We start from the raw sequence: 17,381 nt of genomic DNA on the forward strand, positions 1-17,381 counted from the left end.
TCGGCGATCTTCTTTTTCTGTTGAAACGAACTTAGTCGCACCTTGTAACGGACGAACGACGCACGCAAACTGACCATGTAACAGCTTTGAAACGGGAATTCGGCGGGCGGCCATGCAGGGGCGAGGGCGTTCGTTGCCGAACTGTTTTCGTGCAGTCGCATGTTCACGGGATCAAATCGCGCCGCTCTGGCCCGGCGACGTCCGGTCGCCACCTTGAGACGCCCTCGCCTGCGGCCATGAGGCGCTGGTGATTACTGCGGATTAAATTCCCTGAGGATTTTCTGTGCCGCAATGCGCCCAGCCACGATTGCGCCTTCGACATAGCCCGGAAACGACGGCGACAATTCCGAGGATGCGAAATACACCGGCGACGCGCCGGCCAGGATGGTTTGTTCGGCCTCGGTGGCACTCGTATCGATGATGAGATCGGCGTAGCCGCCACCGCTCCAGCGATCATCGGTCCAGTCGCGACAGCTGAAGTCGATGAAGCCGTCCGCGTCCGTGCCGAGCGCCTGCCTCAGCCGCGCCATAACCTCGGTGCGCAACGCGGCATCTCCCAGTTCCCGCCAGCGGAGGGCAAGCGGCCCGCCGACGAAGACGACCAACGCAGGGTGGCCACAATCCTTGCTGGCGTCACAGGCAAAAAGTGCCGGCGGATCGCGCCACATCACCATGCCGCTCAGGCCCTTGGCGCGCCAAAACGCGGTGGCATAGCGCAGCTGTATTTTGATCACCGCGCCGCTTTGCCAGACGCCGAGAGCCTTTTGCAAGACAGCCGGCAACGGCGGCGCGAAGTCCAGCTTCGAAGCCATCATCGGCGGCATGGTGATCAGCGCTATTCGTGCCGTGATCGAGCCCGTCGTCGACGCGAGACGAACGCCTCCCGGTCTGCGCTCGATCGTTCTGACCGGCGTGTTCAATCGCAGGCGGTTGCCGAGATCGCCAGCCAGATCATCCGCCAGGGACTGCATGGTTTCGTGCACGAAGTACTGCAGCTCCGACACCTCGTTGGTGATACGGCGGTCATTGTCGATGAGGTGCCAAAGCGGCAGTTTTTCAAGCGCTTGGCACCACAGCCCCTCGATCATCGAGCGGAACGCCGCCTTGGCCTCGCCGGGATCGTTCTGGCGATCGAGCCATGCGGCGACGGTCAAGCCGGCGATAGCCGGATCGCCCGGTGCGATCGCGTTCATGCGGTCGCGGATCGACGTCGAGGCGTAGTAGATTCGCTCGACTTGCTTTGCGCCGGTCAGCGGCTGGGCAACGAACTCGCCCTTGGCATAGGTCTCGACCAACGTCTTGCCGCGCGTTCGCACCAGGGCCATCAGTTCCGGCATGTCCTCGCACAGGAACTGACCGCCGCTGTCGATCCGCTCGCCCAGCCCGTTCCACTGGGATTCGACCCGCCCGCCGACGCGGCCGCGCGCCTCGAGCAGCGCAAGATCGATGCCGGCCTTGCTCAATTCATGCGCGGCTGACAGGCCGGTAAAGCCGGCGCCGACGATGGCGACATCGGTTCGTACGGTCTGGCGCTTCAAGGGCCGGCCCTGAAGGTCTCGAAGTCCGCAATCATCCGCGGCTTGAGCTTCGGAGACAACGGTCCTGTCGAGATCATCAAACCCGCTCGATCGAATTGCAGGTCGCTGGCCGCTCCGCCGGGCGACCCGCTTTAGCCAATGGTCTTTTCCAGCATGCTTATCCAGTTGCGGTAGGCGATCTTCTCGATCAGCGCGCGACCGAAGCCGCGCGCGGCGAACGCGTCGAGCAGCTTCGGCAGGCCGGTGACGTCGCCGATCACAGCCGGGATCATGGCGCCGTCGAAGTCGGACCCGAGCCCGACGCCGTCTTCGCCCAAAGCCTGCAACAGTGAATCGACGTGGCGCACCATGACGTCGAGACTGGTATCGGCATTCATCCTGCCGTCTTCGCGCAAAAACCCGGTCGCGAAATTCAGCCCGACCATGCCGCCCGAGTCGCGGATCGCGCCGAGCTGCCATTCGGTGAGGTTACGCGAATGGCCGCAGATCGCATGGACATTGGAATGGGTCGCGACCAGTGGTGCGTCGCTGATCTCGGCGACGTCGCGAAACCCCTTCTCGTTGAGGTGCGAAAGATCGACCATGATGCCGAGCTGGTTGCAGGCCTTGACCAGCGCCTTGCCGGCATCGGTCAGGCCAGGTCCGGTGTCGGGCGTCGACGGGAAACGGAACGGCACGCCATGGCCGAAAGCGTTCGGGCGGCTCCAGACAATGCCGAGCGAGCGCAAGCCGGCCGCACGCAGCACGTCGAGCATGGTCAGTTCGGGGTCGATCGCCTCGACGCCTTCGATATGGAACACCGCTGCGATCGCCCCTTGCGCCATCGCGTTTCGCACATCGCCGGCGCTGCGGCAGACGGTGAGCGCCGACGCTCGTTCCAGCCTGAACAGGATAGAGGCCATGGCGATGGTGGAAGCAAGCGCGTCGGCGCGCGGAATTTCGGGCGGCAAGGGCTCGATATCGCTTGGCGCGGGAGGAACCGCACTGCGCTTGGATTTCTCGACCGGCGGCGGAAAGATCGCGAACATGCCGCCGGCAAAGCCGCCCTGTTTCGCACGCGGCAGGTCGATGTGGCCACCCGATGTTCCCTCGATGAACAGCTTTTCGACATCCGCGTCTTTCGACTGGTAGAGCCTGAGCAGCGTGTCGTTGTGGCCGTCGAAGACGGGAACAAGATCGGTTTCGGTCATCAGGGATCATTTCGGTTCGATTGGTCGGGCGGGCAATATCCTACTTAGGCAAGGCAATACCCACTAGGCAAGACGAGCGCTCGAACGATCGGGTAGGAGACGCCGAATTGAAGGCGAAGGGCTTTGGGCGCGTTCTTGCCTTCTCCCCTTGTGGGAGAAGGTGGATCGGCGCGCAGCGCCGAGACGGTTGAGGGGTGTTGGACGGAATGCTGTCGGTGCCAAGCTGGAGCACCCCTCATCCGACCGAGCTTCGCTCGGCCACCTTCTCCCACAAGGGGAGAAGGGGGAGCCACTGGCGCCAGGACCGGCGCTATTGCTTCAGCACGTCGGCCCATTCCTGGTGACGTCGGAACTGGGCGTTGGCGAACGGGCAGAGCGGAATGATCTTCTTGCCCGCCGCGCGCGCGTCCTCGACGGCGCGGGTAACGAGCCTGAGTCCCGCGCCCTGGCCGCGAAACGCATCCGGCACTTCGGTGTGGTCGATGATGATCTGGTGCTCGCCGACCTTGGTAAAAGTCATCTCCGCCTCGGCGCCGTCAGGCCCGCGCAGGAGATAACGGCCCTTGGAACCGCGATCCTCCAGTTCGACCTCCGGCAATTGGTCAGGCATTGCTTACGCTCCTTCTGCCGGCGTAGCGGACAGGAAACGCCGCGCCGCCTCGATCTCGTTCGACTGCACCTCATGACCGCCGTCGTGCCACTCCACTGTGACATCGGCGCCATCGGCGCGCAAATGGGCTTCTAGCCGCGACGTCAGGTTGGGCGGACAGATCGGATCGCGCCTGCCTGCTGTGACCAGGATGCGGCGGCCGGCGAGACTTCCCTCGATTTCCGGCTCGAATGGGATCAGCGGATGCATCAGCACCGCCGCGTCGAACAGAGAGGGCGCCGCGAACATCACCGAGGCCAGGATGTTGGCGCCGTTGGAATAGCCGAGGCCAAGCACCGACGCGGGCTTTGCCGCCTCGATATGCGCCTTGACGAAGCCAATCATCTTGTCCGTCGCCCGCGCCAGGTCGTCCATGTCGTAGACGCCCTCGCCGGTGCGGCGAAAGAAGCGCGCAGCACCGTCTTCCGAGACATCGCCGCGCGGCGAAACGATAGTCGCCTGCGGCGCGAGATCACGCCCGAGCGACAGAAGCTGGTTCTCGTCGGCCCCGGTGCCGTGGAAGACGAAGAGCAGCGATCCATCAGGCGAACCCGGCAGTGTCTTGTAGGTGTAAGCGTCCTTGCTCATGGCCTTGTCCTTAATGCATGTCGCGCGAAAGTGCGCAGCGGTTTTGCGATGACCAAACTAAAGGCGCGTCGCCCAACCTGGTCAAACGCGATGCGCTTTTAGTCTTCCAGCTTTTGCAGATGTTGCTCGAGATAGGGCCTCAGATGCTGGTGCTGCGACGGCAGCTTCAGCGCCTCGCCGAGATGGGCGGCGTCCTCGTCGCGGTCGAAGCCCGGCTCGTTGGTGGCGACTTCGAACAGCACGCCGCCCGGCGTGCGGAAATAGATCGCCCAGAAATAATCGCGGTCGATCACCGGCGTCACCTGGTAGCCGGTGTCGATCAGCGCCTTGCGCACTTCGAGCTGCTTGGCGCGGTTTTCGACAGCGAAGGCGACGTGGTGGACCGAGCCGGCGCCGAGATCGGCAAAAGCGGCGCCCGGCAGCGATTCGATATCGACGATGTTGGCGCCGTTGCCGTCCTTCAGCGCCAGCCTTTTTACAGTGCCGGACGTGTCGACTTCCTCATAGCCCATGAAATTCAGCAGCTCTTCCGTGGCGCCGCCATCCTTCAGCCTGAGCGACACCGAGTGAAAGCCGCGGATCGCCTCGTCGGACGGAACATCGCCCTTCGCCCATGGCGCACGGGTATCGGCCTTGTTCTCGACCAGCGCAAACCCGTCGCCATCGGGACCGGCGAAGCCAAGGCGCTTGTCGCCGAAGCTCTCGTCGCGCGACAGCCCGGCGACGCCCTCATCGGCAAAACGCTTTTCCCAATAGTCAAGCGTGCCTTCGGGCACCGAATAGACCGTGGTGCCGACCTCGCCGACGCCGTGGCGGCCCTTGCCGATGTTGGGGAACGGAAAATAGGTCATCACCGAACCGGGCGTGCCGAGCTCGTCGGCATAGTAGAGATGGTAGACATCCGGCGCGTCGAAATTGACGGTTTTCTTGACCCGGCGCAGGCCGAGCTTTTTTGTGAAGAACGCGTTGTTCTGGCGCGCATCCCTGGCCATCGAGGTGACGTGATGCAGGCCCCTGATCTGGTTGAGCATTTTCCTGCTCCTTCCTTGTCCTGTGCGGCCCATGCCGCGGTCCACGCCAATATGAGGATCCGCCAGCCGGCGGCAAAGGCCGCAAACACCGAATAGACTGTGCTCTATAAGTGAACAATAAAGCGACTTTTGTTCACCATTTAGCGAACACTTGAGGCTTGTGTCGCCACAAAAATTCGGCTCCCGTGACCGGCAGGTATTCGCGACAGGTTTTCAATGAAGGACACCAGCATTGGTCAGAAAAGACAGACGCCCGAATGTTCTCCTGATCACCTGCGACCAGTGGCGCGGCGACTGCCTGTCGGCGGCAGGCCACAAGGTGGTGCGAACGACGAATGCCGACGCGCTCGCCGCCGAGGGTGTGCTGTTTCGACAGCACTTTGGCGGGGCGGCGCCCTGCTCGCCGGCACGCGCCTGCCTCTACACCGGCCTTTACCAGATGAACAACCGCGTCTGCCGCAACGGCACGCCGCTCGACGTCCGCCATGGCAACATTGCGCTCTCGGCACGCAGTCTCGGCTATGATCCGACGCTGTTCGGCTATACCGACGTATCGCCCGATCCGCGCACGCTGGCGCCAGGCGACCCGCGGCTGAAAAGCTATGAAGGCGTGCTGCCCGGCTTCACCGTGCGCCAACTCCTGCCGGAGCACCAGAAACCGTGGCTGTCATGGCTCAAGGCGCGCGGCATCGATAGCAGCGCCGGTTTTCCCGATATCCATCGCCCAGCGGACGAAATCGTTGGTGCCACGACGGACGGTGCCGTGACCACCTCACCGCCCGTCTACTCGAAGGACGAGACCCCAGCCGCCTTCCTGACCGGCGAATTCGTCCGCTGGCTCGGCGAACAGGAGCGCGATACACCGTGGTTCGCGCATCTTTCCTTCCTCAGCCCGCACCCGCCCTTCATCGTGCCGGAGCCTTACAACAGGATGTATGACCCAGCCGACGGAACAGCCTTCCGCCACGCTGCGAGCTGGCAGGCCGAGGCGCAGAGCCACCCCTACCTCGCCTATGAACTTGACCAGCAGCAGCGGGCAAATTTCCGCCCCGGCGCCGAGGGCAAGGTGCGCGATTGGGGCGACGGCAATTTTGGCCGCATCCGCGCGCTCTATTTCGGCATGATCTCGGAAGTCGACGCGCAGCTTGGCCGCATCTGGCAGGCGGTAAAGGCGGCGGATGCCTGGGACGACACCATCGTCGTGCTGACCTCTGACCATGCCGAGATGATGGGCGACCATTTCATGCTGGGCAAGGGCGGCTTCTTCGACGGCAGTTTTCATATTCCGCTGATCATCCGCGACCCGCGTCGCCGCAAGGCAGCCGGCGCCAGCGTCGACCGCTTCACCGAAGCGGTCGACATAGCGCCGACATTGCTCGATCTGCTTGGCGAGGAACCCCCGCCGCACCTCGACGGACAATCGCTGAAGCCGTTCCTGGATGCCGGGGAGCCGGGCAACTGGCGCGAGGCCGCGCATTGGGAGTTCGATTTCCGCTCGGTCGCCGACGGTGATGCCGAGCGCCGTTTCGGCATCGGTCCGCGCCAGTGCAATCTGGCCGTCATCCGCACGAAACAATTCAAATATGTACATTTCGGCGGCGGCCTGCCGCCGCTGCTATTCGACCTGGAGCAGGATCGGGACGAACTGACCAATGTCGCTGCCGATCCGGCCTATCTGCCGGTCCGGCTGGAGCTTGCCGAAAGGCTGCTTGCCTGGCGGGCCGAACATCTCGATCAGTCGCTGGCGCTTGCCGAACTGACCGAGGATGGGGTTGCCGGCCACGTCGCAGGCCTGCCATCTTTCCCATCATGAAAAGACCCGCGCCGTTGCCGGCGCGGGTCTTTTTCGTCGTTGGCGCAAGCTAGCGCATCATCATGCGCTGGATGTCGCGGTTTTGCGCATATGTGGCCTTGTCATAGGGTGCCTGCGCCTCGAGCTGCTCCTTGGTGAAGTTCGTGTAGAGATAGCGATTGCCATCCTTGTCGGTCATGAATTTAAGGTTGTCCATGCCGATCGCCACTTCCTTCTCGCCAACCCCGAGGAAACCGCCGACGTCGATGATGACGGCGTCAACCTTCTTGTCGCCGGTCAGCACGACGTCACCAATCTCACCGACGTTGACATCGTTGGCGCCATAGACGGTGGTTCCAACCAAATCCTCGGAGCGGATTTCGTTGATCGGCATTTCGGTCAGCGCCGACTTGTCGATCGCCGCGGTCTTCGTCTGGTCGGGGGTTGGGTCAGGCGTTGCTGCAGCCGGAGCCTCGGCTGTCTTGTCCGCCGGTGCCGGAGCAGCCGGGTCTGGCGTCGTCGCCGGAGCCTCGGCTGTCTTGTCCATTGGAGCCGGAGCCGCGGGTTCCGGCGTTGCCGCCGGAGCTTCCGCAGTCTTCTCCGCCGGGGCTGGAGCCGCAGTGACAGCAGGGGTGGTGGTCACTGGCGCCGGCGTCGCCGCGTCAGTCGCTGCGGTTGTCGCCGGGGCGGGATCATAGGGCTCGCGGTCGAACTCCGGCAGCGCCTCCAGGTCTTCCTTCGTGGTCTCGGCCACCAGCCAGCGGTCGCCGTCCCTCTCCGCCCACTTGGCCTTGTCGAACTGATAGGCGACATTCTTTTCGCCAACCTCGAGGAAGCCGCCGACGCCAATGATCAGCGACTCGGCCTTGCCATCCTTGGCCAGAACGATGTCGTTCACGTCGCCGATGTTTTGAGCGTCGTCGCCAGTGCCGTTATAGACGGTTTCACCGATGATATTCGTGGCAAGGTTGCCGTCGGCACTCTTCACTGGTTCGGCCGGAGCTGCGGCGCTATCGGCTGGAGCCGCCGGAGCATTCTGCGCCGTTGTATCCGTCGAGGTCGATGGAGCGGGAGCCGTAGCCGTGGTGTCGGTGGCCGCAGGAGCCGGATCATAGGGCTTGCGATCGAAGTCCGGCTGAGCCGTCAACTCATCTTTTGTGGTTTCGGCAATCAGCCAGCGGTCGCCATTCCGTTCGGCCCATTGCAGCTTGTTGTAGTCGAAAGCGACATTCTTGGCACCGACGCCAAGAAAGCCGCCGACGCCGATGACGACGGATTTCGCCTGACCGTTTTCATCGAAGACGACATCACTGACCTCACCGATGTTCTCGGCATCGTCGCCGGTGCCGTTATAGACGGATTCACCAATGATATTGGTCATCAGGCTGCCCTCGGCCCGCGCAACGGGAGCCGCCGGAGTGGTCTCCTGGACCGCCGGGTCCTGGGTGGGCGCCGGTGTTGTGGCTTCCTGCGCATACGCACCGGTCGCAATCAACGCTGCCAGTGCGGTGGTGGATAAAAGGGTGCGGATCATCGTAATCTCTCCTCGTGCGTTATTTCTTCACGCCACAAGCCGCCGGTGGAGATTGGTCGCGGCGTTACACATTCACAACGTCGTGACCGCGCGGTTGTTCCGACACCATGGCGAGCGTCCTGCAAAAACCACCCGAATCGCGCTCAATTATGCGTTTGGCCGGGTGAGATTGGCTCCTGTATTTTCGTTAGAGCTGCGGAACTTTTTTTCAACCGCCCCGTTTCGGCCCATGGCTCGGTCTGTTACGGCCGATGATTATCCAATGGTAGCCAAGAAAAATCGGAGCGGGGGAATGCGATTTGCGGCGGTGCTGAACCAGGAGGGCGGCACCCTGCGAACGGTTGATCTCTCCGCCTTCACCGACCGAATGCGCCAGACATTGGAGGCAGCAGGCCACCGCATCGATATCGAAATCGTTGCCGGCAGGGACATTGTCGCAACGCTGGACCGCATCGCTTCCAGGCATAGTGTCGACATTGTGCTGGCCGGTGGCGGCGACGGCACCATTTCGGCCGCGGCGGCTCGGGTGATGGGCAGCAAGAAAGCGCTTGCCATTTTACCGGCTGGCACGATGAACCTGTTCGCGCGCGGGCTCGGCATTCCACAAACCCTTGACGCGGCCGTGAAATCCTTTGCCGACGGCGAGGTGATCGCAGTCGATATGGCAACCGCCAATGGTAAGCCATTCGTGCATCAGTTCTCGATCGGCATGCATGCCAGGATGGTTCAGCTTCGCCAGGCCATGGAGTATGGCTCGCGGTTGGGAAAGATGCGGGCTTCGGCAAAGGCTGCCTGGGCGGCGATCAACAACCCTTCGGCGATGAAGGTGACGCTGACCATCGGCGAGGCCGAGATCGTGTCGCGCACCACCGGCATCGGCGTCACCAACAATCTGTTCGGTGAGGGTCATCTGCCCTATGCCGACAATCCCGCCGGCGGCGTGCTCGGCATCTATGTCACGGTGGCGCGGCGGCGTGGCGAACTGGTCAGGGTCCTCTTCGACATGGCGCGCGGCAAATGGCGCGACAGCGAGCATGTGGAGATCCACCAGGCTGACCGGGCCGTTTTGAAACTCCACTCGGCTACGAAGAAATTTCGCGCCGTCATGGATGGCGAACTGGTCAGGCTTGACCGCGAAACGACGATCGAAATTCATCCTGGTGCGCTGAACGTTCTCGTCCCGGCGCGCGCCGTCCAGGCGAGGGCAGCGTGATGCATCCCGGCACAGTCGATCGGAAGGCTTCAGCCTCTGGGAATCTCGCCCTGCTGCTCGTTCCTGGGAAGCTCGCCCTGTTCGGTTGTCGGCGTCCGGTCTATCATGTTGCCGTAGATCTCGGCGATGCCCCAGGCGATAAACGCCAAAAGCAGCGCCGCGATCAAGATACGGAAGGTGTGCCACCCCCAGCGTCCCTGCCGGGCTTTGTCTTCAGGAACGATCTTGGGCATGATCGGCCTCCATTTCGGTTGGCGCTGGCATTTCGTTTGGCGCTGGCATGTCGGTTGGCGGCTGGCGGCGCGGCTGGCAAAATGTGGTTGGGTAACGGTTCCTCAGGGCGAAGGTTCCGGTTTCAGGGCCCGGCAACTGGGCCCAGCGCGGATGGCTGCAAGCCGATGCATCTGGGGGACTTGTGGATAGCAGGGTAGTGACAAAGCCGAATCTGCCGGTCGATGTCCTTAGCGTGGTAACGGCGCAGGATCGGCTTGCCGTGCTCCATGATCTCGATGCAATCGACACGGCGGCCGATCCTGACTTCGACACTATCAGTGGGCTCGCCGCCGCGGTGATGCAAACACCTGTCGCGCTGGTGACGCTCGTCGATGTCGAGCGGCAGTGGTTCAAGTCCTGTGTCGGCCTGGACGAGACCGAGGCCGCGACCGATACATCCTTCTGCGCCCACACCATTGCTGCCGGCGACCAGCCGATGGTGGTGACGGATGCGACCATGGATTCACGCTTCAACGCCAGCCCGCTGGTCACTGGCGAGCATCATTTCCGTTTCTATGCGGGTGCGGCGATTGTGGTGGCCGGCGCCCGGATCGGCACGCTCTGCGTGCTCGACCGGAGGCCGCGCGGGTCGCCGTCTGCCGCGCAGCTCGAACAATTGACGGCGCTCGCCAGCCTCGCTGCCAGCCTGTTCGCATTGAAGGACGCCACCCGCAACGCCGCCAGCGCCGCTGCGGCACTGGCGCGCGAGGAAAAGCGGCGCGGCATTGCGCTCGATGCCGCATCGCTCGCGAGCTGGGCATGGGATATCCATAGCGATATGATCGAATGCGATGCCCGATTGTCCGAGCTGTTCGACCTGCCGCGCTCGACCCGGCTGAGAGCACGCGATATCCTCGCCGCCATCGACCCGCGTGACGCCTACCAGACCGAGACGCGCTTTCGCGACGTGCTGAGCGGCGGCGACGATTATTTTGGCGAATACCGCGTGAAGGGCCTCAGCCCGCCGCGCTGGCTCGCTACGCGCGGCCGGGTCATCGAGCGTGACGGCGACGGCAAGCCGACGCTGATCTTCGGCGTCAACTACGACATCACCGAACGCAAGCTCGGCGATGAGCGGCAGCGGCTGTTGCTGCGCGAGCTGAACCATCGCGTCAAGAACACGCTGGCCACCGTCCAGGCGCTGGCGACGCAGACAGTTCGCCATGCCCGCCAGCCGAGGGATTTCCTCGACGCCTTCAGCGCCAGGCTTCAGGCGCTGGGCGCCGCCCACAGCCTGCTGTCCGACCGCGAGTGGCGCGGCATTGGCATCCGCGAACTCGTGCAGATCGAGGTCAAGCCGTTCGACACCGCCGATCAGCCGCGCATGACGATCTCAGGCGCCGATCTGCTGCTTTCGCCTGACCAGGCAGTCGGGCTTGGCCTGATCCTGCATGAACTGGCCAGCAACGCGCTGCAACACGGAGCGCTGTCGGCGGCCTCGGGCAAGGTCGATCTCGACTGGAAGGCACAGGTTAGGAAAGGCGCTCGGCGCCTGGTCCTGACCTGGCGCGAAAGCGGCGGGCCTGAAGTTGCCTCGCCCGAACGCCACGGCTTCGGCTCGATCCTGATCCGCCGCAGCCTGGCCAAGGTCATCTCCAGTGAAGTGACCCACGAATTCCGGCCGGAAGGCGTATTCGCCGAAATATCGATGCCGCTGGAGGATCTGCCGAAGTGACGGCTCGACCATGGATCTCGAACCAAAGGTCCATGTCAGCGAAAAGTGGAACCCGGTTTTTCGGATCATTGCCAACACGATGCCAACCCGAAGAAGAACCACTTCGAGCTATTTCGCTTCGCCGGCATCCGGATCGTCGGCATCGGGCTTTGTGTTCTCGCGGTAGATTGCGTAGGCGGCGAGTGCAATCGCCGGGGCGAGTATCGTGCCCAAGCCGCCTTTCCCCTTGAGTAGCGCCGGCAGCACGGCGAGCGCTGCCGTGATGCCGACCGCCTTCATATCGGCATTGCGCCTCCGCGCCCGGCGTCGGGCGCGCGCGCCAGCCGACAGCTGATGGATGAGCAGGAGGAGCCCTGCGATCAGCAGGAAGCCGACCCCGAAACCAAGGCAGGCTGCCATCGGCCCATAGCGACCCGCCACCCAGACATAGGCCGCTCCGACGAGGAAACCGAGGCCGCACAGTGCGGCAAGTGCTGCGAGCGCATAGACGATCGCAGCCGTGCGCGCGCGGCGCACGGCTGCAACGACTTCACCTGAGGCAAGAGCCGAGATCAACGATGCCAGCATCCCCATCTGGGCTGAGACTAGCGGCGTGCGAGAAGCGCAAACAGAAAGCCGACGCCTGCCGCGATTGCCAGCGACGTGACCGGCTTTTCGCGCACGCTCGCCACCACTTGAGCTTCGATATCCTTGGCGTTGCTACGCATATTTTCAAAGGCTGCTTCGCCTTGGGAGCGCAAGTGCTCGACCCCTTCCGCGGCAACCCGACGAGCAGCCCCGTAACCGTGTTGGCCGGTCTCGGCCAGCTGTTCGGTGAGTTTCTGAATGTCGACTTTCAGCTGCCTGATGTCTTCTTCAAGGTCCGAATTCGGCCGGCTTTCGTTCGGGGACTTTCCTGCGGCAGTCGCCATTGCTTGACTCCTTGCGTTTGCTCGGGTCGAAACGTTCGACCCACCCCAAGGTTCCGAAATCGGAACAACTGCCATGAAAGGGTGTTTACGCAGCCGAGTCCAGCCCGGCACGTCTCCGCTAGCCGCTCAGATCAGCGGTCGGCGACCTTCGCTCAACCCTTCCCAGTGGGCGAGGTCCTTGAGCCTTTCGTTGTCAACCACCTCGCAGCCGCCGTCGCGCCAGAAGATAAGCTTGCGATCGATCAGCTTGCGGATTGTCTTGTTGGTGTGGACCAGCGACAGGCCGAGCGTATCGGCGAGGTGCTGCTGGGTGATCGGAATCTGCACGGGCGTCCTGCCGTTCAACCCGACCACCCTGGCGCGAGTGGAGATGAAGGCGATGAGATAGGCAGCACGCTCGAGCGCGGTGCGTCTGCCGATACTGAGCAGGTTCTCGTCGAGCATGCGCTCCTCTCGCGCGGCGATCCAGGTGATGTCGTAGGCGAGGCCCGGATGGCTGCGGTAGAGTTCGGGGAGGGCCTCCCGCTCGAAGAGGCAGAGCAGCATCGGCGACAGAGCTTCCACGGAGTGCTGCATTTCGCCCATCAGACTGCCTTGCAGACCGATGAGGTCGCCTGGCATGGAATAATTCAGAATCTGCCGGCGGCCATCCGACAGCAATTTGTAGCGGAAGGCCCAACCCGACAGCACTGTATACAGATGGGCACTGCGGCTTCCCTCCACCAGAACCGTGTCGCCCTTCTCGACGGCCAGTTCGCCCTTCTTGAAGCCATTGACGAAGACGAGTTCCTGCTTCTCGAACGCCCGGAACGCCGGCAACGGCCGCAGTGGGCAGTTCTCACATGAATACCGGCGGGCGGACAAGGAACGGCCGTTCTGGCCAGACATTTCAATCCCTCTTCGAAGCCCTCTTCCGGAGGGCGATAGCAAACGCCCTGCCGGCGTCGAGGTTCCGCCATCTGCGGCGGCATGTCTTTTTTAAATGACAGGATGCGAAATAACTTTAAATGACAGGAAGCCAAATAGGGATCATGACTCCTCTATCCCTTGCGCTCCCTGTTCCCTGCGCCCCACGGAGACATTGCCACGTGCCCCCATTGCTGGACGGATTGCGGATTCTAGTTCTGGAGGATGAATTCCTGATCGCCATGGATGTCGAGCAGCTTTGCCGCGACTATGGCGCCGGCGATGTGGTCGTCGCCCGCGATCTGGCTGAGATCGATCGGCAGAGCATTGCCTCGCGATTCGACGCGGCCATCGTCGACCTCATGCTGGGCGGCACTTCGACACTCGATTTCGCTTCGCGGCTGCGCGAATCGGGCGTGCCTTTCGTCTTCGCCTCGGGCTATTCCGACATGGACGAAATCAAGGTGACATTTCCCGATGTCAGATTGGTCACCAAGCCCTATTCGGGAGACGATCTCGTGGAGGCAGTGGCGTCGGCGTGCGGGCGCAGACCTGTTGTTTGATGTCCGGTTGTGTGATGTCTGCAAACCGGAGCCCGATTACCAGGTCCTACATTACCGGTGATCCGTATTCAGGCGGCGTTCGACCCCGTCACCTGAGCCGATATCGCATCCGGGCCAAACCCGTCGTCGCCGGAAATCTTCAGGATTTCCTGCAGCCGCGTGCGGGCGCGGCTGACGCGGCTCTTGATCGTTCCGACCGCACAGCCGCAAATTTCGGCGGCTTCCTCGTATGAAAAGCCCGACGCGCCGATGAGGATGATGGCTTCGCGCTGGTCCTCTGGCAATTGCTCGAGCGCGCTCCGAAAGTCCTTGAGGTCGAGCTGGCCGTGCTGGGCCGGATGGACGGCTAGCCTGGCGGTCATGATGCCGTCGCTATCCTGCACCTCGCGGCCGCGCTTGCGCATCTGCGAATAGAATTCGTTGCGTAGGATGGTGAACAGCCATGCCTTGAGATTGGTGCCCGGCTCGAAGCTCTCATGCTTGTCCCACGCCTTGACCAGCGTTTCCTGCACCAGATCGTCGGCCTTGTCGGCATTTTGTGTCAATGACACGGCAAAGGCCCGCAGGCTCGGAATCGAGGCGAGCAGATCCGTCTTGAAGCTCTGGGACACGGCCGCCATGCCTCAGTCCTTTTTCCGTGCAGGTTGGGCCTGTTCCAACTGGCTGAGCAATTGGGCAAAGCGATCCGGCACGCTGTCGGAGACCAGCTCGTCGTAATATTGTTTGAGTTTGCGGCCGATTTCCGAGTTTGGCCCGAGCGGGTCGCCGGAAGCAGCCCGGCGCCTGTTCGTTGCAGCGCCAGCCGTGTTGTCTTTCCTCATGTCGTCATTTCGCCCTTCGTTCCCAGTACCCTGCCGCCCTTCAATACACGACGCAAAGCAGGCGACCCCCTCGTCTGGTTGCCCGTCCCGATCTCAAACGCCTTCCTCTTATATTAGTTCCAGGGCCGTCGGAACTTTTTCGGCAGGCCGGCGTTTGTATTTTCAGGGTTTGTTTCAGGGCTTGTTATCAGCTTGGCTTCCAATCTATGCAATTACGTCAGAGGGAGACGTCCATCATGAGCCTGTCCGCAACCATCGCTCCACACCTGCCGTTCCTGCGCCGCTTTTCGCGGGCCGTCTCCGGATCGCAGGAGAGTGGCGACGCGCTGGTCGCCGCGATGCTCGAAGCCATCATCGCCGACGTCGACATCTTTCCGAACGCGTCGAATGACCGCATCGCACTCTACAAGGTCTTCGCCAGGCTGTTCACCTCGGTCGCCATCCGCGTTCCGCAGGAACACCCGCAATCGGCGTGGGAACAGCGCGCCGCCGCCAATCTGAACGCGATCTCACCCCGTCCCCGGCAGGCCTTCCTGCTGGTCGCCGTCGAAGGTTTCAGCGAAGACGAGGCGGCGGAGATTCTCGACGTCGACGACCAGGAGTTCTCCGAGCTTCTTGCCGAGGCCAGCAACGAGATTTCCCGCCAGGTGGCAACCGATGTGCTGATCATCGAGGACGAGCCGCTGATCGCCATGGATATCGAGCAAATGGTCGAGAGCCTAGGCCATCGCGTTGTCGGAACGGCGCGTACCCATGCCGAGGCGGTGGCGATGTTCGCCAAGATGCGGCCGAAGATGGTGCTGGCCGACATCCAGCTTGCCGACGGCAGCTCGGGCATCGAAGCGGTCAACGAGATCCTGTCGATCACCCCGGTGCCGGTGATCTTCATCACCGCTTTTCCCGAACGCCTCCTGACCGGCGAGCGGCCGGAGCCGGCCTTCCTCGTCACCAAGCCGTTCAATCCGGAGATGGTCAAGGCCCTGATCAGCCAGGCGCTCTTCTTCGACCGGCACGCGAAAGCCGCTGCATAGGGCCGGGCAGCCCGGCCCTGAGCGGCCCTTTCCACAGTTTCACTGATCGCCCGTTTTCCACAGATGAGTAACGCTGGCCGCTTGCGGCCGGCACACGCCACTTGCAACTCACCTGCGCATGACGATCCAATTCGAGCGGGAAAGCTTTCCGGGGCTCGTCTTTTTCGGGAAATGCTGGAACAAACGGCAGCGAAAGACGTTTTTGGCATACTATTTGAAGGAGATGGACCATGCTTTACTGGGCCCTCGTATTTCTCGTCGTTGCGATCATTGCAGGCGCTCTTGGCTTCGGCGGCATCGCCGGCACCTCGGCTGGTATAGCGCAGATATTGTTTTTCATCTTTCTCGCTTTCCTGATCATTTCGCTTATTGCGGGCTTGTTCAAACGCGCGTCGTGAACTGCGATCGAACACTGGGAGCCGCACCCCTCAAGCGGTTTCCAGCCACCGCCGGGCGGTGTCCTTAGCCGGACGTCGCTCGGCGGACTTCTTTTTGGAACCCAATTTTCCGTCAGCCGTTCAGCCTGCATCGGGCGGGTGAAGTGAACGATGCAATCCAGAGCCGGAGACATGAGAGACAGCGGACGGAGCGATGAGATCATCGCTCTGCAGTCCGCTGAGAGTGGAATGCAGCTTGGCCGGGCCCTTCTCCATGCGCTGCACAATGCCGGCATTTCGGTCCTCTATCAGGATCGCGAGATGAAAACCGTCTGGGCCCGCAACATGCGCCCGCCCTGGATTTCCGACACAGTTGTTCCCGACACGGAGGTTTCCGACACTGGCGACGGCAACGGCATCCTGCCGCTTGCGCAGGCGGAGCGCATCGGCGCAGCCAAACGCAAGGTCGTCGCATCCGGCAATCCGGAACATCTTGAGCTCAGCATTCCCGCCGACGATGGCGTCCGCTGGTTCCAAATATGGATAGACGCGGATCATGACGACGGCGGCGCCGTGCAGGGCGTCGTCACCACAATGGTCGAAACGACCGAGCAGAAACGTCGCGAGCAAACCCTGAAGACGCTGCTGCGCGAGGTCAGCCACCGTTCGAAGAACCTTTTGGCCATCATCCAGAGCATCGCCACCCAGACCAGCCGTTATTCGGACACGCTCAGTGATTTCCTGACGCGCTTTCGCGGCCGGCTGCAGTCGCTTGCCTCATCCCAGGACCTGGTGACCTCGTCCAACTGGCGGGGAGCGGCATTGCGCGAACTGGTGTCCGGCCAGGTCGGCCGCTATGGCGCCGACCCTGTGCGCAGCCTGCGTTTTCGCGGTGCAAACCCATACCTCAATCCCAATGCCGCCCTGCATATCGGCTTGGCCATGCACGAGCTTGCCGTCAATTCTGTCAGCTACGGCGCTCTGTCGCGAGCCGACGGCTTCGTCGAGGTGACGGCCGATCTGACGGCCGCTTCCGCTGGCGAGACCGCGCTGTCGCTGACATGGGCCGAGGCCATCGGAGCCAATGACAATCAGCCCAGCGAGAAGCGCTTTGGCAGCGTCGCGCTCGAGCGCGTCGTGCCTGCGTCGTTGAACGGCACGGCGAAACTTGAAATCAGCGGGGATCGTCTCGAATACCATCTCGTCGTTCCTCGCGGCAATTTCGAGACGGATTGAACGGGCAACAGCCGAGCCCAAGAGAATTGGCCGGAGGGGGTTGGGGCCAAGAG

General features: G+C 62.6%; 19 protein-coding genes. 7 read left to right on the forward strand and 12 right to left on the reverse strand.

The window, feature by feature from the left end; genetic code table 11:
* Window positions 1–251: 251 nt before the first annotated feature.
* The 5 genes from AC0L2V_RS20955 to AC0L2V_RS20975 all read right to left on the reverse strand — a co-directional run bounded on the left by AC0L2V_RS20955 (window position 252) and on the right by AC0L2V_RS20975 (window position 4,996).
* Window positions 252–1,538, reverse strand: a complete 1,287-nt coding sequence (locus AC0L2V_RS20955; RefSeq protein WP_473521070.1) for a flavin monoamine oxidase family protein — start codon at window positions 1,536–1,538, stop codon at window positions 252–254.
* Window positions 1,539–1,669: 131 nt separating this feature from the next.
* On the reverse strand, window positions 1,670–2,728 hold the full coding sequence (locus tag AC0L2V_RS20960; RefSeq protein WP_473521071.1) for a dipeptidase: 1,059 nt from the start codon (window positions 2,726–2,728) through the stop codon (window positions 1,670–1,672).
* 310 nt (window positions 2,729–3,038) lie between these two features.
* Window positions 3,039–3,338 (reverse strand): GNAT family N-acetyltransferase, encoded by a 300-nt coding sequence (locus tag AC0L2V_RS20965; RefSeq protein WP_023797123.1) that lies wholly within the window; start codon window positions 3,336–3,338, stop codon window positions 3,039–3,041.
* Window positions 3,339–3,341: 3 nt separating this feature from the next.
* Window positions 3,342–3,965: an alpha/beta hydrolase gene (locus AC0L2V_RS20970; RefSeq protein ID WP_473521072.1), complete on the reverse strand. Its 624-nt coding sequence runs from the start codon at window positions 3,963–3,965 to the stop codon at window positions 3,342–3,344.
* 98 nt (window positions 3,966–4,063) lie between these two features.
* On the reverse strand, window positions 4,064–4,996 hold the full coding sequence (locus AC0L2V_RS20975) for a VOC family protein (RefSeq protein WP_473521073.1): 933 nt from the start codon (window positions 4,994–4,996) through the stop codon (window positions 4,064–4,066).
* Between the two features lie 232 nt (window positions 4,997–5,228).
* Here AC0L2V_RS20975 and AC0L2V_RS20980 point away from each other — a divergent pair, with 232 nt between their 5' ends.
* Entirely contained in the window at window positions 5,229–6,809 is a 1,581-nt protein-coding gene (locus AC0L2V_RS20980) for an alkaline phosphatase family protein (RefSeq protein ID WP_473521074.1), read from the forward strand.
* Window positions 6,810–6,858: 49 nt separating this feature from the next.
* On the opposite strand, the gene AC0L2V_RS20985 is transcribed toward AC0L2V_RS20980, so the two are convergent.
* Window positions 6,859–8,322 (reverse strand): PRC-barrel domain-containing protein, encoded by a 1,464-nt coding sequence (locus tag AC0L2V_RS20985; protein ID WP_473521075.1) that lies wholly within the window; start codon window positions 8,320–8,322, stop codon window positions 6,859–6,861.
* Window positions 8,323–8,614: 292 nt separating this feature from the next.
* Here AC0L2V_RS20985 and AC0L2V_RS20990 point away from each other — a divergent pair, with 292 nt between their 5' ends.
* Window positions 8,615–9,535 (forward strand): diacylglycerol/lipid kinase family protein, encoded by a 921-nt coding sequence (locus AC0L2V_RS20990; RefSeq protein ID WP_473521076.1) that lies wholly within the window; start codon window positions 8,615–8,617, stop codon window positions 9,533–9,535.
* Window positions 9,536–9,564: 29 nt separating this feature from the next.
* On the opposite strand, the gene AC0L2V_RS20995 is transcribed toward AC0L2V_RS20990, so the two are convergent.
* Window positions 9,565–9,768, reverse strand: coding sequence for a hypothetical protein (locus tag AC0L2V_RS20995; protein WP_473521077.1), 204 nt, complete (start codon window positions 9,766–9,768; stop codon window positions 9,565–9,567).
* Between the two features lie 182 nt (window positions 9,769–9,950).
* On the opposite strand from AC0L2V_RS20995, the gene AC0L2V_RS21000 reads away from it, so the two are divergent.
* Window positions 9,951–11,483, forward strand: coding sequence for a sensor histidine kinase (locus tag AC0L2V_RS21000; RefSeq protein ID WP_473521078.1), 1,533 nt, complete (start codon window positions 9,951–9,953; stop codon window positions 11,481–11,483).
* A 108-nt stretch (window positions 11,484–11,591) separates the two neighbouring features.
* On the opposite strand, the gene AC0L2V_RS21005 is transcribed toward AC0L2V_RS21000, so the two are convergent.
* From AC0L2V_RS21005 to AC0L2V_RS21015, 3 genes are all read right to left on the reverse strand, one after another.
* Entirely contained in the window at window positions 11,592–12,056 is a 465-nt protein-coding gene (locus tag AC0L2V_RS21005; protein WP_091593224.1) for a hypothetical protein, read from the reverse strand.
* Between the two features lie 11 nt (window positions 12,057–12,067).
* Complete coding sequence (locus AC0L2V_RS21010; protein ID WP_473521079.1) at window positions 12,068–12,394, reverse strand: ElaB/YgaM/YqjD family protein; 327 nt, start codon at window positions 12,392–12,394, stop codon at window positions 12,068–12,070.
* A gap of 126 nt (window positions 12,395–12,520) precedes the next feature.
* Window positions 12,521–13,282 carry a Crp/Fnr family transcriptional regulator gene (locus tag AC0L2V_RS21015; protein ID WP_473521080.1) on the reverse strand — a complete coding sequence of 254 codons (762 nt, stop codon included), beginning with the start codon at window positions 13,280–13,282 and terminating at the stop codon, window positions 12,521–12,523.
* Between the two features lie 260 nt (window positions 13,283–13,542).
* Here AC0L2V_RS21015 and AC0L2V_RS21020 point away from each other — a divergent pair, with 260 nt between their 5' ends.
* Complete coding sequence (locus AC0L2V_RS21020) at window positions 13,543–13,863, forward strand: response regulator (protein WP_473515519.1); 321 nt, start codon at window positions 13,543–13,545, stop codon at window positions 13,861–13,863.
* A gap of 68 nt (window positions 13,864–13,931) precedes the next feature.
* On the opposite strand, the gene AC0L2V_RS21025 is transcribed toward AC0L2V_RS21020, so the two are convergent.
* Both AC0L2V_RS21025 and AC0L2V_RS21030 read right to left on the reverse strand, forming a co-directional pair.
* The gene (locus AC0L2V_RS21025) at window positions 13,932–14,483 is read right to left on the reverse strand and encodes an RNA polymerase sigma factor (protein WP_473521081.1); all 552 of its coding nucleotides are present in this window, start codon (window positions 14,481–14,483) and stop codon (window positions 13,932–13,934) included.
* Between the two features lie 3 nt (window positions 14,484–14,486).
* Window positions 14,487–14,684 carry a NepR family anti-sigma factor gene (locus AC0L2V_RS21030; RefSeq protein WP_027153467.1) on the reverse strand — a complete coding sequence of 66 codons (198 nt, stop codon included), beginning with the start codon at window positions 14,682–14,684 and terminating at the stop codon, window positions 14,487–14,489.
* A gap of 236 nt (window positions 14,685–14,920) precedes the next feature.
* Between AC0L2V_RS21030 and AC0L2V_RS21035 the strand changes: the two genes are divergently transcribed.
* The 3 genes from AC0L2V_RS21035 to AC0L2V_RS21045 all read left to right on the forward strand — a co-directional run bounded on the left by AC0L2V_RS21035 (window position 14,921) and on the right by AC0L2V_RS21045 (window position 17,328).
* A complete protein-coding gene (locus tag AC0L2V_RS21035) occupies window positions 14,921–15,715 on the forward strand; it encodes a response regulator (RefSeq protein WP_473521082.1) in 795 nt (264 codons plus the stop codon).
* A gap of 230 nt (window positions 15,716–15,945) precedes the next feature.
* Window positions 15,946–16,113 (forward strand): DUF1328 domain-containing protein, encoded by a 168-nt coding sequence (locus AC0L2V_RS21040; RefSeq protein WP_023797107.1) that lies wholly within the window; start codon window positions 15,946–15,948, stop codon window positions 16,111–16,113.
* A 150-nt stretch (window positions 16,114–16,263) separates the two neighbouring features.
* On the forward strand, window positions 16,264–17,328 hold the full coding sequence (locus AC0L2V_RS21045; protein WP_473521083.1) for a sensor histidine kinase: 1,065 nt from the start codon (window positions 16,264–16,266) through the stop codon (window positions 17,326–17,328).
* Window positions 17,329–17,381 lie beyond the last annotated feature (53 nt).

The sequence above is a fragment of the Mesorhizobium sp. WSM4814 genome (genome assembly GCF_055811595.1).

Bases quoted from the DNA above. Each gene is read 5' to 3' on its own strand.
- AC0L2V_RS20990 (WP_473521076.1), top strand. From the start codon at position 8,615: ATGCGATTTGCGGCGGTGCTGAACCAGGAGGGCGGCACCCTGCGAACG.
- AC0L2V_RS21035 (WP_473521082.1), top strand. From the start codon at position 14,921: ATGAGCCTGTCCGCAACCATCGCTCCACACCTGCCGTTCCTGCGCCGC.
- AC0L2V_RS20985 (WP_473521075.1), bottom strand. From the start codon at position 8,322: ATGATCCGCACCCTTTTATCCACCACCGCACTGGCAGCGTTGATTGCG.
- AC0L2V_RS21015 (WP_473521080.1), bottom strand. From the start codon at position 13,282: ATGTCTGGCCAGAACGGCCGTTCCTTGTCCGCCCGCCGGTATTCATGT.
- AC0L2V_RS21045 (WP_473521083.1), top strand. From the start codon at position 16,264: ATGCAATCCAGAGCCGGAGACATGAGAGACAGCGGACGGAGCGATGAG.
- AC0L2V_RS21020 (WP_473515519.1), top strand. From the start codon at position 13,543: ATGGATGTCGAGCAGCTTTGCCGCGACTATGGCGCCGGCGATGTGGTC.
- AC0L2V_RS21030 (WP_027153467.1), bottom strand. From the start codon at position 14,684: ATGAGGAAAGACAACACGGCTGGCGCTGCAACGAACAGGCGCCGGGCT.
- AC0L2V_RS20965 (WP_023797123.1), bottom strand. From the start codon at position 3,338: ATGCCTGACCAATTGCCGGAGGTCGAACTGGAGGATCGCGGTTCCAAG.
- AC0L2V_RS21040 (WP_023797107.1), top strand. From the start codon at position 15,946: ATGCTTTACTGGGCCCTCGTATTTCTCGTCGTTGCGATCATTGCAGGC.
- AC0L2V_RS20970 (WP_473521072.1), bottom strand. From the start codon at position 3,965: ATGAGCAAGGACGCTTACACCTACAAGACACTGCCGGGTTCGCCTGAT.
- AC0L2V_RS21010 (WP_473521079.1), bottom strand. From the start codon at position 12,394: ATGGCGACTGCCGCAGGAAAGTCCCCGAACGAAAGCCGGCCGAATTCG.
- AC0L2V_RS20995 (WP_473521077.1), bottom strand. From the start codon at position 9,768: ATGCCCAAGATCGTTCCTGAAGACAAAGCCCGGCAGGGACGCTGGGGG.
- AC0L2V_RS20975 (WP_473521073.1), bottom strand. From the start codon at position 4,996: ATGCTCAACCAGATCAGGGGCCTGCATCACGTCACCTCGATGGCCAGG.
- AC0L2V_RS20960 (WP_473521071.1), bottom strand. From the start codon at position 2,728: ATGACCGAAACCGATCTTGTTCCCGTCTTCGACGGCCACAACGACACG.
- AC0L2V_RS21005 (WP_091593224.1), bottom strand. From the start codon at position 12,056: ATGGGGATGCTGGCATCGTTGATCTCGGCTCTTGCCTCAGGTGAAGTC.
- AC0L2V_RS21025 (WP_473521081.1), bottom strand. From the start codon at position 14,483: ATGGCGGCCGTGTCCCAGAGCTTCAAGACGGATCTGCTCGCCTCGATT.